This is a genomic window from Rhizobium aethiopicum (assembly GCF_014197535.1).
Lineage (GTDB): Bacteria > Pseudomonadota > Alphaproteobacteria > Rhizobiales > Rhizobiaceae > Rhizobium > Rhizobium aethiopicum_A.
Genome location: NZ_JACIFV010000003.1, coordinates 218249 through 237388 on the forward strand (window position 1 = coordinate 218249; position 19140 = coordinate 237388).

Annotated in this window: 12 protein-coding genes; 1 reads left to right on the plus strand and 11 read right to left on the minus strand. The window is 61.5% G+C overall.

Translation table 11 applies throughout. The features are described from left to right. The first annotated feature begins 105 nt into the window (after positions 1–105). Positions 106–459 (plus strand): VOC family protein, encoded by a 354-nt coding sequence (locus GGD53_RS06490; protein ID WP_184454650.1) that lies wholly within the window; start codon positions 106–108, stop codon positions 457–459. A 121-nt stretch (positions 460–580) separates the two neighbouring features. Here the strand turns inward: GGD53_RS06490 and GGD53_RS06495 are convergent, their stop codons facing one another. From GGD53_RS06495 to GGD53_RS06545, 11 genes are all read right to left on the minus strand, one after another. Beyond that, positions 581–1819, minus strand: a complete 1239-nt coding sequence (locus GGD53_RS06495; protein ID WP_184454652.1) for an OpgC family protein — start codon at positions 1817–1819, stop codon at positions 581–583. Positions 1820–1920: 101 nt separating this feature from the next. Next, the gene (locus tag GGD53_RS06500; RefSeq protein WP_184454654.1) at positions 1921–10440 is read right to left on the minus strand and encodes a GH36-type glycosyl hydrolase domain-containing protein; all 8520 of its coding nucleotides are present in this window, start codon (positions 10438–10440) and stop codon (positions 1921–1923) included. 451 nt (positions 10441–10891) lie between these two features. Next, on the minus strand, positions 10892–11056 hold the full coding sequence (locus GGD53_RS06505; RefSeq protein ID WP_020922541.1) for a hypothetical protein: 165 nt from the start codon (positions 11054–11056) through the stop codon (positions 10892–10894). A gap of 124 nt (positions 11057–11180) precedes the next feature. Further along, complete coding sequence (locus GGD53_RS06510; RefSeq protein WP_184454656.1) at positions 11181–11372, minus strand: hypothetical protein; 192 nt, start codon at positions 11370–11372, stop codon at positions 11181–11183. A gap of 162 nt (positions 11373–11534) precedes the next feature. Then, positions 11535–12284, minus strand: coding sequence for an ABC transporter ATP-binding protein (locus GGD53_RS06515; RefSeq protein ID WP_184454658.1), 750 nt, complete (start codon positions 12282–12284; stop codon positions 11535–11537). Next, positions 12281–13114: an ABC transporter ATP-binding protein gene (locus GGD53_RS06520; protein WP_184454660.1), complete on the minus strand. Its 834-nt coding sequence runs from the start codon at positions 13112–13114 to the stop codon at positions 12281–12283. The genes GGD53_RS06515 and GGD53_RS06520 overlap by 4 nt, the downstream gene beginning before the upstream one ends. Beyond that, positions 13111–14046, minus strand: coding sequence for an ABC transporter permease (locus GGD53_RS06525; RefSeq protein ID WP_184454662.1), 936 nt, complete (start codon positions 14044–14046; stop codon positions 13111–13113). Before GGD53_RS06525 ends, GGD53_RS06520 begins: the two co-directional genes overlap by 4 nt. Continuing rightward, the gene (locus GGD53_RS06530; protein WP_184454664.1) at positions 14043–15110 is read right to left on the minus strand and encodes an ABC transporter permease subunit; all 1068 of its coding nucleotides are present in this window, start codon (positions 15108–15110) and stop codon (positions 14043–14045) included. The genes GGD53_RS06525 and GGD53_RS06530 overlap by 4 nt, the downstream gene beginning before the upstream one ends. An 18-nt stretch (positions 15111–15128) precedes the next feature. Continuing rightward, on the minus strand, positions 15129–16772 hold the full coding sequence (locus GGD53_RS06535; protein ID WP_184454666.1) for an ABC transporter substrate-binding protein: 1644 nt from the start codon (positions 16770–16772) through the stop codon (positions 15129–15131). A 100-nt stretch (positions 16773–16872) separates the two neighbouring features. Continuing rightward, entirely contained in the window at positions 16873–17931 is a 1059-nt protein-coding gene (locus tag GGD53_RS06540; protein ID WP_184454668.1) for a dipeptidase, read from the minus strand. 166 nt (positions 17932–18097) lie between these two features. Continuing rightward, complete coding sequence (locus tag GGD53_RS06545; protein WP_184454670.1) at positions 18098–19123, minus strand: ABC transporter permease; 1026 nt, start codon at positions 19121–19123, stop codon at positions 18098–18100. Positions 19124–19140 lie beyond the last annotated feature (17 nt).

The window sequence follows — 19140 nt, forward strand, 5'->3', positions numbered from 1 at the left end:
GGGGGGTGCCGCACGGCACAGCCTCTCCGCTGAGATCAAGACAGATTGATCCCCCTACCGTTCTTCCCTAACCTCCTGCTGTCCCCAAGCACAGGAGAAAAACCCATGAAGGTCCTGCGTATTGTCGCCAACATCGAGGCGCCGGACATTACTCCGGCCAAACGCTTCTATGAGGATATTCTGGGGCTTGATCTGATGATGGATCTCGGCTGGATCGTCACGTTCGGCGCGAATACTTCCATGAAGGTTCAGCTCAGTGTCGCCAGCCAAGGCGGCTCCGGGACTCCGGTGCCCGATCTCTCCATCGAGGTGGATGATCTCGATGCTGCTTTCGAGGCGATGACGGCCGCCGGCGTTCCGATCGAATACGGTCCGGCCGACGAGCCCTGGGGCGTCAGGCGCTTCTACGTGCGCGATCCTTTCGACCGGCTGGTGAATATTCTCGTTCATAAAAGTTGAGCCGGCGGCATTACAGCGGGCCGATGTGCGGGCTCATAGTGTTAGAGCGTCCGTTGTGCGTCCGAAAGGACGCACAACGCTCTCAGCCCGTCGCTCTTCAATCAGATCAGACCAGGGATTCCTATTTCCGATTGGTCCGGCGATAGGTATTCGCCGCTCCGCCGACTCGCACAGGCACAGGGACGGCGGCAATCTCCGTCACGAGCTTGTGCTTGATCTTGCCCAGCTGGCGCTTGTGCTCGAGGTAGTAGGCATAGGCGAATTGCGTCGCGATGCCCACGATCACGAAGAGCGGACCGACCAGCGGATCCTTGTTGGTGATATAGAGCACGACCTGGCCGATCATGGCGAGGATCGTGCCGGCAACGAAAATGTTCAGCGAATGCCGGCCGAGGATCGTCAGCGGGTGTTCGGCGGGGCGCCGCAGGATGCGCGAGAACGCCGGGATACTGATGATGAGATAGGTCAGCGCCAGCACATGCAGCAGCCGCGGCAGCGACAGGAAGGTCTTGTCGAAACCGGTGATGACGGTGGGCAGGCCGAGCGCCGCCAGCGAATTGCCGAAAATCCACAGATGGCCGGTTACCCAGACGAAGGACAGCAGGACATAGAAGGCGGCAGCCGCAAGCAGCAGCGGATGCCGCGGGATCGTGCCGCCGCGCTTGATATGCAGGATCGAAACAATTCCAATCGAAAACAGGAACTGCCAGGAGAGCGGATTGAGGAACCAGTAGCCCTCTATCAGCAAATTGTGCGGGGCCACCTCGTAAATGCCGGCCAGCAGCCAGACCGTGCCGGAAACGGCGAGCGCCAGAAGCGGGCTTCGCTCGTTGAGGAGCAGGATGATCGGCACCATCAGCAACAATGCGCCATACATCGGCAGGATATTGTTGTAGCCGATCTGGTGACCGAGCAGCAGCAGCGCCGGAATGCCTTCCTTCAGGTTCATCAGAACCGCCAGGATGTTGATCTCAACCAGCAGCCCCGGCCGGTGAAACAGCCAAGCACCACAGATGAAAAGCGCCAGCGTCATGAAGGTGGTGATCATATGCGCAAGGTAAAGCGTGAAGGCGCGCCGCGCCGCCTTGATCGCCGTCTTGATGCGGCCGCCCGGCTTGAAGCGGGAACCATAGGCGAGGCCGACGGCGATGCCGGAGATCAGGACGAAGGCCTCGGCGGCATCGGAAAAGCCGAAATTCTTCGTCGTCACATATTCGAAGATCTGTCCGGGAACATGATTGATGAAAATCATGATCAGGGCCAGGCCACGCAGCACGTCAAGCCTTGTGTCGCGCCCCGTCGCAGCAGCGGATGAGGAACTGCGCTCGGTGCCGATGGCTTCGGTCAGCGTGCTTGCCATATGGGTTTCTCCTGTTATCCGATTTTGCAAACGCGACGGCGGCCAAAAGGGTTCCTTTTGGCCGCCGCGAATCGCCGTGTTCTTCAGCGTGGAGAACGCTGTTATCCGAGCGGATATCCCTCTTCGGGATCGGTGACTTCGCTGCCGTTGATCGACAGAGTGTAGCCGCTGGCATTGGACGCTTTTGAGACCGAAATGCGGTATTTGACGCCGCCCCGCTCCACCTCCGCCGCAAAACCGTCCCATTCCGACGGGAGCGACGGACGCACATGGAGCCGGCCATCCTTCAACCGGATACCGAGAATGCCCTCGACGGCGGCCCGGTAGAGCCAGCCGGCCGATCCGGTATACCAGGTCCAGCCGCCGCGCGACGTATAAGGCTCATGCCCATAGACGTCGGCTGCCACGACATAGGGTTCGACCCGGTATTGTTCGGCCGAAGCCTTGTCGAGCGCATGCGTGATCGGATTGAGGATCTGGAAGCAGCGCAGCGCGTCGTCGCCACGCTTCAGCTCTGCGAGCGCCATCACCACCCAGGTCGCGGCATGGGTATATTGGCCGCCGTTTTCACGCACGCCCGGGGGATAGGCCTTGATGTAACCGGGATCTCTGGCGGAATTGACGAAAGGCGGCGTGAACAGCCGAATGATGCGCGCCTCCTCATCGACCAGTTGGTCGAGTACGGCATCCATCGCCTTTCCGGCACGGGCTGGGTCGCCCTCGCCGGACAGAACGCTCCAGGATTGCGCGATGGAGTCGATCCGGCATTCCGGGCTTTCCTTGGAGCCGAGCAACGCACCGTCATCGAATGTGCCGCGGCGATAGTAGCTGCCGTCCCACGCCGCAATTTCGAGCGCCTTCTTCAATTCGGCGAGATGGGCCGACCAGCGCTCCACCCGGGCCGTATCGCCGCGCTCTTCTGCATAGGGAATGAAGGCGCGCAATGCACCCGCCAGGAACCAGCCGAGCCAGACGCTGGTGCCGCGCCCGCCGATGCCGACGCGGTTCATGCCGTCGTTCCAGTCACCGCCGAGGAATAGCGGCAGACCGTTCGCGCCCTTGCGGGCGACGGCGAGATCGAGCGCCAGGGCCGCATGTTCATAGACACTCGCCTTGTCCTCCGAAATCTCCGGCTTGTAGAACGAGTCGTGCTGACCTTCGAGAAGAGCGGGGCCTTCCAGGAAGGCAAGCTCCTCGTCGAGTACGCTCTTGTCGCCGGTGACGCTGCAATAATGCTGGATCGCGTAGCTCAGCCAGACGACGTCATCCGAAATCAAGGTGCGAACGCCCGCACCCGTTCCCGGCAGCCACCAATGCTGAACGTCGCCTTCGCGGAACTGCCGTGAGGCGGCATTCAGAATCTGCCGCCGGGCGATCGAGGGTTCGTGCATCAGGAAGGCCAGCGTATCCTGCAACTGGTCGCGGAAACCGAAGGCGCCGCTTGCCTGGTAGAAGGCGGTGCGGGCCATGATGCGGCAGCCGAGGCTCTGATAAGGCAGCCAGGTGTTGACGAGATTGTTCATCCCGCGATCCGGCGTCGAGATCTGCAGCCTGCCGGTGAAATCCCGCCAGAAGGCGCGGTTTGCCTCGACCGCATCGTCGAACGAAGACTTGCGGATCTCGGCGATCAAGGCGCGCGCTTCTTCTTCCGTCAGGGTATCGCCGAGGAAGAAGGTGACGTCGCGCTCTTCGCCGGCCCCGAGTTCGATGTCGATCGCCAGAGCCGCGGCCGGATCGCCATCGAGATCGGTGACGCCCGAAAGCGGGGCTGCGGAGGTGACGGCCTGAGGCATCTGGATCGTGCCAGCCTTGCCGATAAATTCGCGCCGGCTAGCCGAGAAGCTTGAAAGCGTCTCGCTCGCCGCGAAGAAGGCGGTTCGGTTGGAAAAATCGATGCTGTAGGGATTGGTGGCAAAGAGCGCCCCCGTCTCCCCGTCATGGCTCGACAGGATGAAGGGTGCGGTGCGTCCGGGATTGCTGCCGAGAACCCATTCGACGTAGCCATAGAGACGCAGCTTGCGGCCGGTCGAACCGGTGTTGCGCAGGCGCAGGCGCTGCAGTTTCACCGGCTTCTCGCGGTCGATCGTTTGTGTCAGCTCGAGCGCAATTTCGTGCTGAACGGTGGAGAAGACCGAATAGCCGAGCCCGTGGCGGGCTTCGAAGCGGATATCCGGCCGGCGCGAAAGCGCTGCGAACGGCGTCATGACGGCGCCGCTTTCGAGATCGGCGAGATAGAAGGCCTCGCCCGACCGGTTGACCACCGCATCGTTCGACCAGGACGTCAGCTGATAATCGCGCGAATTGACGCTCCAGGTGAAACCTGCGCCTTCGGCCGACACGTGGAAGCCAAACCTGTCGTTGGAGATGACGTTGATCCAAGGCTGCGGCGTCGCATGACCTCCGGGCAAGCGAACGACATATTCGCGGCCGTCGCGGGCAAAGCCGCCGATACCGTTCCAGAAGTCGAGATCGCCTTCTTCCTCGATGAGGACAGCGGGCACGACGGGCGGCGGCACCGGCGCGACACGCTTGACCGGGACCTTGTTGCGCTCGGCCCGTTCCATCTCCTGCAGCTCCTCCTTGGAGGGGGCGAACAGTGCCACGGCGCGGTTGATCTGGTCGACCACCTTGCCGTTCTTCGCATGCAGGGTGACGCGGGAAGCCGCGATCAGTGCCTTGTAAGTTTCCTCCTCCATCAGGTCCTTGCGAACCGCGAAAATATGCTGGCGCAAGCCGTCGGCCTGACCCATGCGGCGTACGTTCTCGCACATGGCGTCGAGTGCGTGTTGCATGTCCTGCGCATAGGAAGAGGCGCGTTCGTTCATGATGACGAGATCGGCGGTGACGCCGCGCGAGCGCAGATATTCCTGCGCCAGCAATGCCTCGCGGGCGATATCGAGATCCATGTCGTCGTTGACGCGCAGCGTGAAGAGCGGGAAATCGCCGGAGATCGCCAGCGGCCAGAGCGCCGATTGCGATTGCAGGCCGGCCTCGACCGTCGCCTCATCCTTGCGCAGCTGCATGTCGGGATAGACGAGGTAGCGCCCGAGATGCTGGAAGGCGGCCGCCTGCTGCGAGGTGACGCCGACATGGCGCATCTGCACTTGCGTGCGCGTCCAGGCCTGGACGAGCTCATGGTTGAAGGCGTCGGGGTGACGGTAGCGATTGACCGCCTTGTCGACCTCGTCGCGGCTTGGCGCGGCGATCGTCCAGAAGAACACGCTGACCTTCTTGCCGGCCGGCACCCGCACCGTGCGGCGCAGCGACATTACGGGATCGAGCGTGAAGCCGTCGCTGCCGGAAAGTGTCGCGCCCGGATCGAAGGCCGCCGCATCGGCAAGGCTGCGGCCGCGGCCGATGAACTTGCGCCGATCGGTTTCGAATTCGGTGTGCCGGGTGTCGCCGGCATTGTCGACGATCAGATGCGCGATGCTGATGTTCGGCTCGTTCGGGTCACGCTTGTTGCGTTCGGCACGGATGACGTCGCCACGCTTGCCGATCTCGGTCTTGACGAACATGCGGGCGAATGCCGGATGCGCATTGTCGGTATCGTCAGAGGTAATCACCGGTTCGAGATAGGACGTGACTTCGATGAAACGATCTTCCGTGCCCATGTTGAGCAGGGTGACACGGCGGGCTTCGGCATCGTGCTCTGTGGCGATGATGCACTCCACCTCGCTCGTCAGATCGCCGACCGTCTTGATGAACTGCGCCTTCTCGTCGGCGAATTCGACTTTGATCTTTTCGCCCTCGACACCCTTCGGCTCCGCTGTCGCCGACCACCATTCGTTGGTGGCGGTATCACGCAGGAAGATGAAGGTGCCCCAGCGGTCTTCGGTCGGATCGGCCTTCCAGCGGGAAACGGAAAGACCGTTCCAGCGGGAATAACCGGCGCCCGTCGCCGTCAGCATCATGGAATAATGGCCGTTCGACAGGAACACGAGCTCGCGGTCGCGCGAAAGGGGATCGCTGATCTTCCTGATTTCCGGCCGCATGAGATCCTCCTGGATGCTGGCCGGCGTATCGGATTCATGCTTGCCGCTCATGACGGGAATGTCGCGCGGCGCCTTTTCCTGCAGCAGAAGCTCCGCCGCCTCGATCACCGGATCGGAGTGGAAGAGTTCGCGCAGATGGCCGTTGAAGGCGACGTTGGCGACGGCCGCGATCGACATGCCGTGATGGTGGGCATAATAATTGTAGACCACCGCACATTTCTTGCCTTCCGGCACGCGCGTCGGGGTGAAATCGACCGCGTCGTGGAAGCCGAACTTGCCGAGCGCGCCGACCTTGCGCAGTCTCTGCAGGTTTTCGAGTGCGCCCGGCGGGTCGTACTGGCTGGCCAGCAGCGAAGCATAGGGGGCGATGACGGCATTGTGGCCGAGGCCGCGCTTGAGACCGAGCGTCGGCACGCCGAAATTCGTGTACTGGTAATTGAGATTATGGTCGCGGGCATTGAAGGCCGCTTCCGAAATGCCCCACGGGATACCGAGCTTGCGGGCATAATTCATCTGCTCGACGACGACCAGATTGTTTGTCTGGTTCAGAATACCCCCGCCACGCTCCTGCATGACGAGCGGCGGCATCAGATATTCGAACATCGAGCCGGACCAGGAGACCAGCGCGCCGCGTGATCCCACCGGCACGACCTGGCGGCCGAGACGATACCAGTGTTCCGTCGGCAGATCTCCCTTGGCGATGCCGAAGAGACTGGTCAGGCGGCATTCCGAGGCAAGAAGGTCATAGCAGGCCTGGTCGAGCTCGCCGCTTTCGACGCGGTAGCCGATCGACAGCAGGCGCCGTTCCGGCCGGAACAGGAAGCCGAAATCCATCGAAAAGGCGAGATCGCGGGCCTTGTCGCGCAATGCCACCAGGCGCGGCCGGAGCGCGTCGACCTTGGAAAGATCGAAGGTGCTGTCTGATATATGCGCCTCGCAGACCTTCACCAGGGATGCCGCCCATTGGGTGACTTCCTCGCTCTGCTTCGACTTGACCTCGTGGTCGAGATTGGCGGCGAGCTTCTCGATGTCGCGTGCGAGAACGGCAAGGTTGATGATGCGGATCGAGGCGAATTCGTGTTCGCGCTTGACGGCGGCAAGCGCATTCTGGAAGCCGACGATGCGCTCTTCCAGGCGCCGGCGCAGCGGGCGCACGGTCTTGCGGTCGTCGGGCAGGTCCGCCAGCACTTCGCCGAGGATGCCGGCCGTGTCGCCGACACCGTCGAGATTGCCCTGCATGTGGGCCGACGGGGCCTCGGCCCAGTTGCGGCAGGCCGAAGAAATCGCGATCAGATGGCCGGCGAGATTGCCGCTGTCGACGGCCGAGACGTAACGCGGCCCGAGCGTCTGCAGCGTATCGGTGTGATACCAGTTGAACAGATGGCCGCGGAATTTCTCCATTTTGTCGATCGTCGCGATCGTCTGCTCCAGCCGTTCGAGCGTCTCCTCAAAGGAGAACCAGCCGAAATGCCGGCCGGAAACGACGGAGAGCAGGTAGACGCCGATATTGGTCGGCGAGGTGCGCGCCGCCACGATGACGTGCGGCGTTTCCTGGATATTGTCCGGCGGCAGATAATTCTGCTCGGGGGTGGTGAAGGTCTCGAAATAACGCCAGGTGCGCCGGGCGATCTTGCGCAGCTCGCTCGACACGGAATCGGCGACCTCGAGCCGGTCCTCGGTCTCGGCCGACTGGCTGACATACCAGGCGACGACAGGCGAGAGGATCCATAAGAGCGCGAAGGGGATGCCGACGAGGAAGGCGTTGCCGCCGGGAAGGGCTGCGAAACCGAGCGCCAGCAGCGCCAGTACCGGCGCATGCCACATCTGCTTGTAATAAGAGGCGAGGGTGCCTTGCCCGCCGGCCTGGACGCTGGCGGCGGTCCGCCACTGCAGCATCAGCTTGCGGCTGACGAGCAGCCGGTAGAGCGAACGGCCGATCGCATCCGCCATCATAGCCACCGAATCGGCGATGAAGACGATTCGCAATGCGACCTGCGCATTGGCGGCGGTGATATCCGACCAGACCGTATAGAGATGGGCGCGGGCGACGATATCGCTGGTGCGCGGGATGATGCCGTTGATGAGCGATAGCGTCGGCGCCACGAACAGGCAGAAGATCAAGAGAATCTGCCAGACGATCGCGCCGAGCGGACCCATGAAATACCAGCCGAGAACGGAGGCGAAGAACCAGGCGATCGGCGTCAGCGAACGGCGCAGATTGTCGAACATCTTCCAGCGGCCAAGCGCGGTCACGCCGTATTTCGGATTGAACATATAGGGCAGGAGCTGCCAGTCGCCGCGCGCCCAGCGATGCTGGCGCGAGGTCTCCACCTCGTAGCGGATCGGGAAATCCTCGACCAATTCGAGATCGGTGACGAGCGCACAGCGCGCCATCGAGCCTTCGAGAAGGTCGTGGCTGAGCACCGAGTTCTCCTCGATGCGGCCCTTCAGCGAGGCTTCGAAAGCATCGACATGATAGAGACCCTTGCCGGTGAACGTGCCTTCGCCGGCCAGATCCTGATAGACGTCGGATACGGTGAAGACATAGGGGTCGAGACCGCGATTGATCGAGAAGACGCGTTGGAAGACCGAGGCATCCTTGCCCGTTGTCAGCGACGGCGTGACACGCGGCTGCAGCACGCCGTAGCCGCTTTCGACGCGTCCGGTCTTCGGATTAATGACCGGGCGATTGATCGGATGGTAGAGCTTGCCGACGAGCTTGGTGACGGCATCGCGCATCAGGCGTGTGTCGGCATCGAGCGTCATCACATATTGCACATTGGCCGGAACGGTGTTGGCGCCGGGCAGATAGGTCGTGTCGCGGTCGCCGCGCAGCAGCATGTTCAGCTCGTGCAGCTTGCCGCGCTTGCGCTCCCAGCCCATCCATACGCCTTCCGAGGGGTTATAGAGGCGGCGGCGATGCAGCAGGTAGAAACGGGTTTTGCCGTCATAGGCATAGCGGGCGGAAAGATTGGCGATCTCGCGTCTTGCATAATCGAGAACCTCGAGATCGGCAGGCGTTTCCTCGGCATCGCTGTCGGGCCAATCGCTGAGCATCGCGAAATAGATCTCTCCACGCGGATTGGCGAGATAATGAACTTCGAGATTGCGCACCTGATCGTCGACGCTGTCGCGGTTCGAGATCAGGCAGGGCACGACGAGCAGCGTGCGCGCATCCTCCGGAATGCCTTCCTTGAACTCGTAGCCGACGAGGCGGGCAGGCGTCACGAAGAAGGACAGCAGGGTATTAAAGAGACCCGTTGCGCCCTCCGAGGCCGGCAATGAGAACATGATCAGCAAGATTGCGATTTCGATGGCGCCCATTCCGGCACTTGCCATGAACCTGCCGACGATCGCCATGGCGATGATCGTCAGCAGCATGACGGGCAGCGCGATCGACAGCCAGTTGAACCGGCGCACGGCGCGCACGAAGTGCTGGGTGATCGTCGGGCGATAATTCGCCCGCGCCTCGAGCTTCGGCCGTTGCGCGCCGGACAGGAAGCCGCCGACATTCGGCTCATGCTGCTGCGGCTCGTCGGACGCCTTGGCGGCGTCGGTCATGTCGAGCGCCAGCTGGGCGATTTGCATTTCGGTCAGCGGCGAGCGCTTGGCCAGTTTCTCGATCTGCTTGCGGTATTTGTTGCGCGAGCCGGAATCGAGGATGCCGTAATCCGAATGTTCCCAGAGCAGCTTGTCGACATGGCTGACCTGCTCGACCCAGACCGACCATTCGGTATCGTCGATCTCGCGCAGGCTGCGGATGATGTTGCCCATCGTCACGTTGCCGGAAGACAGACGGCTGTGTTCGGCGGTCGTCGCCTCTTCGGTATTGCGACCGAGCTCTTCCAGGCGTTCATCGAGCCAGGTGATTGCCAGGCTCGACGTCTGTGAGCCGTCACGCAGGCGATAGAGGAACTGCGTCGAGAAGGTATTGTCTTCGGCAAGCGGTTCCAGCGTCTTCAGATAGGCGGCAGCTTTGGCCGGATCGGTCAGGCGTACCAATTCGTCGGCCGCCTCATTGGCGCGGCGGCGCAGGCGGCGGCTGGTTTCGACACGGCTCGAAATGCGGCGAAGGTTTTCCACCAGCACATAGCGCACCAGCGAGGGCAGAGCCCAGAGTTCACCGATCCTCAGCGTCTCGCTGGTCTGGAAGCCGTCGACCAGCGCCGTCAGGCTTTCCTGCGAGATCGTGCTGTGGGTATGGGCAACGTAGAGCCAGGCAAGCACCAGCGTGCGCGGAATGTCGACGCCGCCGACGCGCATGGTCGGCAATTCGCGGTAGAAGCGGCGGGGAAAGTCGCGACGAACCTCCTGGATCGCCTCTTCGACGATGTAGTGATTATCCAGCAGCCATTCCGCCGCCGGCGTGATCGTCTCTCCGGCCTCGACGTCGGTTGCCGTGGTGCGGTAGACGCGCAGGATTTCCTTCTCGTTTTCCTTGTGGCGCGCGAAGAAATCAAAGGCGGCGAAAGCCGGCAGCTTGTCGACGCCGTTGACGGCGACGGCTTCGCCCATCGCCTTGATGTCCTCGATGGAAAGATAGGTCGAGCGGATCGAATCATTGTGATCGATCTGCTTCGTATCGGAGTCGCGTGGAAGGCTCGGAGAAAGATTGGCAATAGACATGGGTTCGGTTCTGGATCCAAACAAAGTTATGGCTGTTTTGCTCAGCCTTTTGCACTGCTTATCATGACTGCTACATGAACGGGGCCCGATTCTTTGAAGATCGATGAGGCCGGGGTGAATGACGTCTGGGCCAAGCGATGTAACCGGGCGTAGCCTTGGTCCAGCGCGAAGGTCGATCAATACCCTCTCCGCAAAACCATGGCGAAAAGTTGGACACTCTCGCGATAATTCAAGTCAAAAGTCGTGGGCCGAACGAGCCGGCGCGCTTGCGGCGCAAGGCAGAGCGCCGAGCATGTCGCCACTGGCGGCCCGGCAGGAGCTTTTCGATAAGAGGAAGGTTCGCCAGATCATCGTCTGGCCGCGCTTTGATCGGGCTTGCCCAAGCGCGGAAACGCGCCGCATGGATGGGCGCAAGCAGCCCCGGCACGTGCCGAGGCCTATCATCTGCCGACTATCCGAGGACGCCGCAGACCATTGCCACCACGAACAGGAATGCCGCGGTGAAGATCGTCCCATGGAGCACCGTCTGAAGCCTGTGGCGCGTCGCGTGCGGCTTCTTGGTGGCTACCGAACCATAGTGGTTCACGTGAGTATGCGAAATACCCAGCTCTGCCATGTGTCGCCTCCGTTGTTCTCGTGCGGCCGGTTGTGCGGCTCGCTGTTATATTTCTTATTCTCTATCAGGTAGGTAGAGATAAATTTCCGTCCAGAGTGAGCGGAAGAGAAAATTCAACCGCTCTTTAGCAGAGCGTGCGCCATGCCCAGATCAAGGAGCGCTCGATGGCGTTCTCGTTCTGCTGCAGATCGGAGGTCTCGGTCCCGATCAGGCGCCGGTCCTGTTCCGCCGGTATGGAGACCGTGATCTGTTCCTTGCGATCGGCTCTCACGGGAGGATCGAGATAGCCCATGGTCATCCCACCGAGAAAGAACATGCCTCGACCTCCATCGATCACGAAAGCTAACAATCGTTAACAGGATCATGACAGAAGCGGGGCGGCTGTCAATAGTCTAGTCGAATGGTCGTCTTTTAAGGGAGCATTATCCTTAACGCCGCCACCAGCCTTTTCTTTTCAATGGCTTGAAATGATTGCCTTTCAGGCTTTGACGAAACCCTTGCTCGCGATCATCAAATTTTTCGTGTAATCCTCCTGGATCGCGCCCCGCGCCAGCTCTTCCGAGCTCAATCGTTCGACGACGGCGCCGTTGCGCATCACCGCGAGCCTTTCGCACATATGGGTGATGACGCCGAGGTCATGGCTGACCATGACGAAGGTGAGCTTGCGGTCGCGGCGGATCTGTTCGAGCAGGTTCAGCACCTCCGCCTGCACCGAGGCGTCGAGCGCCGATGTCGGCTCGTCGAGCAGCAGGATCGACGGTTGCACGATCAGCGCCCTGGCGATCGCCACACGCTGTCGCTGACCGCCGGAAAGCTGATGCGGATAGCGGAAACGGAAACCATTGCCGAGGCCGACTTCGTCGAGCGCGCGGGCAATGCGCTTGTCGCTGTCGGTAACGGCGTGGATCGCAAGCGGTTCGAGCAGCAGCCGGTCGATCGTCTGGCGCGGATGCAGCGAGCCGTAGGGATCCTGGAAGACCATCTGCACGCGCCGATAGAAGGCCTTGCTGCGCTTTGAACCTTTCAGCTCTTCGCCGTCGATGCGGATCGCGCCGCCGCTGATCGGCGCAAGTCCGGCAACGGCGCGCAGCAAGGTCGATTTTCCCGACCCGGATTCACCGACGAGACCGAAGGATTCACCGCGCTCGACGCTGATGCCGACATCCTTCAGCGCATGAAAATCATCGTAGACGACACTGAGATTGTCGACATGGAGGGCTGCGCTCATGCCGCCCACTCCGGCTTGCGGTCGAGCACCGGCAGCGGATGGCGATTCGCGCCGATCTCCGGCATGCAGTTCAATAGTCCCCTGGTATAGGGATGCTGCGCATGTTTGAGATCGGCGGCCGCGAGCTCTTCGACGATCTTGCCGGCATACATGACGATGACCCGGTCGCAGAAGGAAGAGACCAGTCTCAGATCATGGGAGACGAAGATCAGCCCCATGCCACGCTCGGAGACCAGCCTGTCCATGATCCGCAGCACATCGAGCTGCACCGTCACGTCGAGCGCCGAAGTGGGCTCGTCGGCAATCAGCAGTTCAGGCCCGGCAATCAGCATCATCGCGATCATGGCGCGCTGTCCCATGCCGCCCGAAACCTCGTGCGGGTGCAGGTCGAAGACGCGTTGGGGGTCGCGGATCTGAACCGCTTCCAGCATGGCGAGCGCCCGTTCGCGCGCCTCCGCCTTGCCGATCTTCTCATGGGTGCGCAGCGTTTCGCAGATCTGCCGTCCGATCGTCATGACGGGGTCGAGCGAATATTTCGGATCCTGCAGGATCATGGCGATGCGCTTGCCGCGCAACCTGCGCCTTTCGCCGGCGGACGCCTTGAGGAGATCGATGCCGCTGAAATCGAGCCTGTCGGCCGTGACGATCCCGTGTTTCGGCGTCAGCCCCATGATCGCCCGGCCGGTCTGCGACTTGCCGGAGCCGGATTCGCCGACGATGCCGAGCCTTTCCCTGCCGAGCGTGAAGGAGACGCTGCGCACTGCCTCGATCAGACCGGTGCGGGTGGGATAACTGACCTTGAGCCTGTCGACCGTCAGAAGCGCCGTCATTGGCCGCTCTCCTTCGGATCGAGCGCGTCGCGCAGGCCGTCGCCCAGGAGGTTGAAGCCGAGGCTGACGATCAGGATGGCGATGCCGGGCATGGCCGCGACCCACCACTGATCGAGGATGAAGCGCCGGCCGGAGGCGATCATCGCGCCCCATTCCGGCAGCGGCGGCTGTGCGCCGAGACCCAGAAAGCCGAGGCCGGCCGCCGTCAGGATGATGCCGGCCATATCGAGCGTCACGCGCACGATCAGCGAGGAAATGCAGAGCGGCATGACATGGCGCACGATGATGCGAAACGGTGAGGCGCCCATCAGCTTTACCGCCGAGATATAGTCGGAACGCCGGACCGTCAGCGTCTCGGCGCGAGCGATACGCGCATAGGGCGGCCAGGAGGTGATGGCGATGGCGATGACCGCGTTCTGGATGCCGGGGCCGAGAGCGGCGACGAAGGCGAGCGCCAATACCAGCTTCGGAAAGGCAAGAAAGATATCGGTGATGCGCATCAGCGTCGCATCCACCCAGCCTCCGGCATAACCCGAGACGGTGCCGACGATCAGCCCGATCGGCGCGGAGATGATGGCGACGAGCGCGACGACGAACAGAGTCAATCGCGACCCGTAGATCAGCCGTGAATAGATGTCGCGGCCCTGATCGTCCGTGCCGAGCAGGTAGCCGGCCGTTCCCGGCGGCAGCAGGCGGGCATTGCGGAGATCGCCGACGACGGGGTTGTGTGTGGCGAGGAGATCCGCGAAAGCGGCGACGAGGAGCAGGGCGATGATGATCAGCAGGCCGACGACGGCGAGCCTGTTGGCCGTGAACTGCCGCCAGGTGACGTAAGCGCGACCGAGACGGGCCTGCCTGCGCGATTGCGGCCGGTCGGAAAGCAGCCATTCGCGGCGGCTCATCGCAGGAGAGGGGCTGGCAGGAGCCGTCATCGATTTCGCGTCCTCGGATCGAGTGTCCGGTAGAGAAGATCGGACAGAAGGTTGATGCCGATGAAGATCGTCCCGATGACGATCGTGCCGCCGAGCACGGCGTTCATATCGGCGTTCTGCAGCGAATTAGTGATGTAGAGCCCGATGCCCGGCCAGGAAAAGACGGTCTCGGTCAGCACCGATCCTTCGAGCAGCCCGGCATAGGAAAGCGCGATGACGGTGACGAGCGGCACGGCGGCATTGCGCAGCGCATGGCCCCAGATCACCCGTGTTTCCGAAAGCCCCTTGGCGCGCGCAGCGACGATATATTCCTGCGAAAGCTCGTTCAGCATGAAGCTGCGGGTCATGCGACTGATATAGGCGAGCGAGAAATAGCCGAGCAGCGAAGCGGGCAGAATGATGTGGCGGAAGACGTCATAGAAGACATCCCATTGCCCCTGCCAGGCGCTATCCAGAAGATAGAAGCCGGTGATCGGCGTGAAGGTATATTCGAAGACGATGTCGATGCGGCCGGGGAAGGCCACCCAGCGCAGCTGCGCATAGAAGATGACGAGCGAAATCAGCGCCAGCCAGAAAATCGGCACGGAGTAGCCGACGAGGCCGATGACGCGCACGACCTGGTCGGCGATGCTGCCGCGACGCACGGCAGCGATAACCCCGAGCGGCACGCCGACGCAGGCGCCGATCAGCGTTCCCAACGTCGCGAGCTCGATCGTCGCCGGCATGACCCGGCGGATATCGACCATGACAGGATTGGTCGTCAGCACCGAATTGCCGAAATCACCGGACAGGACGCCTTTGATATAGATGTAGAACTGCTGATAGAGCGGCAGGTTGAAACCCATCTCCTGGCGCACCCGCTCGACGACATGGGTCGGGGCGCGGTCGCCGAGGATGGCGAGCACGGGATCGATCGGCACGACACGGCCGATGAAGAAGGTGACGGCCAGCAGGCCAAGATAGGTGGTGACGGCGGCGAACAGGAACCGCCCCAAAGCCTTGGCGAAGGCGCTGGCACGGCCCTTGCGGGGCCGCGCCTCCTGCCTGGTTTCGATGGTGCTCACGCCCCTAATCCTGCCGGATTATTCCTTGGCGATCGGGCCGACGAAGTTGGTATCGAAGCTCGGACCCAGTTTGAACTCCTTCAGATTCTTCCGATAACCGGCGACCTCGGTTTGCTGGAAGATGATGACAAAGGGGCTGTTGGCGAGGAACTTCTTCTGGATATCCTCGTACATCGCCGCGCGCTTGGCGTTGTCACGTTCGAGAAGCGCAGCCTTGGTTTGCTTGTCGAGTTCCGGCGCTTCCCAGGTGTTGCGCCAGGCGAGTGTCTTCACCGTGCCCGCATCCGAATTGTCAGGATTACTTGTGAAGGTATCGGCATTGGAGTTCGGATCGAAGTAATCCGAGCCCCAGTTACCAATATAGATGTCGTGGGTGCGAGCGCGATATTTGGTCAGCGTCTGCTTGCCGTCACCCGGAATGATTTCCAGCTTGACGCCGGCCTGCGCCAGCGTCTGCTGCATGGATTCGGCAATACCGGTGACCGGCTGTGTGTTGCGCACGTCCATCGTCACCGAAAAGCCGTCAGGAACTCCGGCCTTGGCAAGTAGTTCCTTGGCCTTTGCGACATCGAGCTTGTACGGGTTTTCGTCGAGCGCGCCGAGCTGGCCCTTCGGCAGGAAAGTCTGGTGGATCTCGCCGATCCCCTTGATCAAGGTTGCGCCGATCGCATCGTAGTCGACCAGATATTTGAAAGCCTCCTGAACTTCGGGCTTCTTCAGGTTCTCGTTCTTGTTGTTCAGGCTGACATAGTAGATCGTGCCCTTTGGCGCGCTGGTCGTCGCCAGATCGGCATTCTTGGAAACGGCGTCGATATCACCCGGCTCGAGATTGCGGGCGATGTCGATATCGCCGGCTTCGAGCGCCAGCCGCTGCGCCGAACTTTCCTTCATATAGCGGTAGATCACGCGGCTGAGCTTGGCCTTGTCGCCGTAATAATTATCGTTGCGCTCCAGCACGACGACTTCGTTGGCCCGCCATTCGCGCAGCTTGAAAGCGCCGGAGCCGGCATAGCCGGTTTTCAACCATTCGTTGCCGAAATCATTGTCGTATTTGTGCTCGGCATCCGGCGTCACCGCCTTCACATGTTCCATCACCAGCTTCTTGTCGACGACGGAAGCGACGGTCGCCGTCAGGCAGTTGAGCACGAAGCTCGGCGCATAGGCCTTGTCCACGGTGAAGACGAAGGTATTGGCGTCGGCCGCCTTGGCCTTTTCGGTGACATTGTCGCCGGTCAGGCCGAACTGAGTGAGGATGAAGGCCGGGCTTTTGTCGAGCTTGACGGCGCGTTCGAACGACCAGGCGACGTCTTCTGCGGTGATCGGATTGCCGGAGGCGAATTTCAGGCCGGGTTTCAGCTTGAAAGTATAGGTGAGACCGTCATCCGAAACGCTCCAGCTCTCGGCAAGATCACCCTTCACCTTGGACGTGTCGGCGAGATCGAGACGAACGAGCAGGCTGTAGCTGTTGCTGGTAATCTCCGCGGTCGAAAGCTCGAAAGCCTCGCCTGGATCCATGGTGATGATGTCGTCGATGGCAAAGCCTTCGACCAGCGTGTCCTTAGGCGTCTCGGCATAGGCGGCGGGTGCTGTCATCATCAGGAGCGAAAGGGCGGCTCCTGCAGAAAGCCGGCGGAAATTGCGGCTGAGCTTGGCGATCATCATGGTCTGTTCCCCTGTTCTTGATTGATTACGAAGCGTTTTGCGTGTCATATTCCATTAAAACTATTGTCCGTTTTCAGAGCGTCCAGGGGCGCGCGACACTTTAGGCGCGATCCTCCCGCCATGCTTGCGCCAGAATACGAAGCCAATTTTCACGGGCAAGTTTCGTCAGGTCGGCCTCACCATATCCAACCTCCCGGAGAGCGGCAATCAGCTTCTGATTGCCGGCCGCATCGCCGATTTCCTCAGGAATGGTTGCACCGTCGAAGTCTGATCCGAGCGCCACGCAGTCGATGCCGATGCGGTTCACCAGATAGTCGATGTGGCGGATCATGTCGGCAAGCGGCGTATCGCTGTCCGAACGGCCGTCGGCGCGCAACATGGCGGTGGCATAATTGATGCCGACGAGCCCGCGGCTTTCTCGGATCGCGTCGAGCTGCCTGTCCGTCAGGTTGCGCGCGACCGGCGTCAGCGCATGCGCATTGGAATGGCTGGCGACCAGCGGCTGGTCCGTCGTCTTCGCTACATCCCAGAAGCCTTTTTCGGTGATATGGGCAAGATCGATGAGGATACCGAGGCGATTGCACTCCCTCACCAGCTCGAAACCAGCGTCGGTGAGGCCGGGCGCCGTATCCGGTGACATCGGGAAGGCGAAGGGAACGCCGTGACCGAAGACGTTGTGCCGGCTCCAGACCGGGCCAAGCGATCGCAGTCCCGCTGCATAGAATACTTCGAGAGCCGAAAGATCGGGGCCGATCGCTTCGCAGCCTTCAATATGCATGACGGCGGCAAAGATGCCGTCCTCTATGGCGCCGCGGATGTCCTTCACCGTCCGGCAGAGCCGCCAGGCGCCTGCCTGATCGAGCCGCAGCGCGATCGCCGCCATTTCGGTGGCGATGGTGAGGGACGGCAGCGGATCGAGAGGGGCCGCCATCGGTGTGATGTAGCGGCCATCGGCATCCGGATCGGCGAAGACAAGATCGCCCGAAGGAATGTAGATGGCGCAGAGACCGCCGGAAAGACCGCCCTCTTTCGCCCGGCGCGCATCGATATGGCCGGTCGTCGTGCCGTCTGCGAATTCCGCGATCGGGTCGCTGCCGTCTTTTGAATGTGTCCAGAGTCGAAGGAGAACGTCGTTGTGGCCGTCAAATACGAATTGCATCTGTCTTCCTGCGCTGCCCGAGGCGGGCGTATGACCTGGCAGAATAGAAAAGCTGGCGGGATTCGCCATCCTTTTTTTAAAAAATCTGTCGTCGTCTCCAAGAGCTTCGCCGAAATGGAAACGGGGGCCGAAGCCCCCGCAAATGATCGGTTCGCACTGCCTGAGATCAGTGCTTGCGCCTTTTCTTCTGCCTGTAGACGTCGATGACGACGGCCGCGACGATGATGAAGCCTTTGACGATCTCCTGGTAATAGGCGTCGATCCTGAGGAAGGTGAAGCCCGAGGTCATGACGCCGAGAATGATGGTGCCGATGACTGTGCCGGTGATGCGCCCGACGCCGCCAGTGAGCGAGGTGCCGCCGATGACGGTCGCGGCGATCGCGTCCAACTCATATCCGACGCCCATGCTTGCCTGCGCGGTTTCCGCACGCGCCGCCGTGACGATACCGGCGAGACCAGCAAGCAATCCAGCGATCACATAGACTTTGACGAGGTGCGCTTCGATGTGGATACCGGAAACGCGGGCGGCCTGGGGGTTCGCGCCGATGGCGTAGGTGAACTTTCCATAGCGGGTGTAGCGCAGCGCGATATGGAAGATCAGTGCAACGACGAGGAAGACGACAACCGGCCACGCCTTCGTTCCAATGAAATGAAACTGCTCGGTGATGCCGGAAACCGGCTGTCCCTTCGTATACCACTTGGCAACACCTCTGGCGGAAACGAACATGCCAAGCGTTGCAATGAACGGCGGGATCTTCGTATAGGCGATGAGCGCGCCGTTCGCGAGACCCGCCGCCGCTCCGATCAGCAGACCGATCACGATGGGCACGAGCGCCGGAAGATCGGTCAGCGAAGGGAAGACGGCCCGCCCCCAGGTGGAGGACTGAGCGAAACTGGTTGCGATCATCGCCGTCATGCCGACGACGGAGCCCGATGATAGATCGATGCCGCCTGTTATGATGACCTGCGTAACGCCAACGGCGATAATGCCGATGACGGAGACCTGCAGGATCATGATTGTCAGGCGCTGCGAATTCATCAGGAAGCTTTGGCCGATGAACATCCAGCCGAGCGCTTCATAGATGAGCGCGATGCCGACAAGCACCAGGAAGATGCTGAGTTCCGGCGGCATACGCCGCCGTCTCTGCCGGGTTGCGAGCGGGGCCGTACCCTCTGCTGCCTTGGTACTCATATCAAACCTCCCTTAGG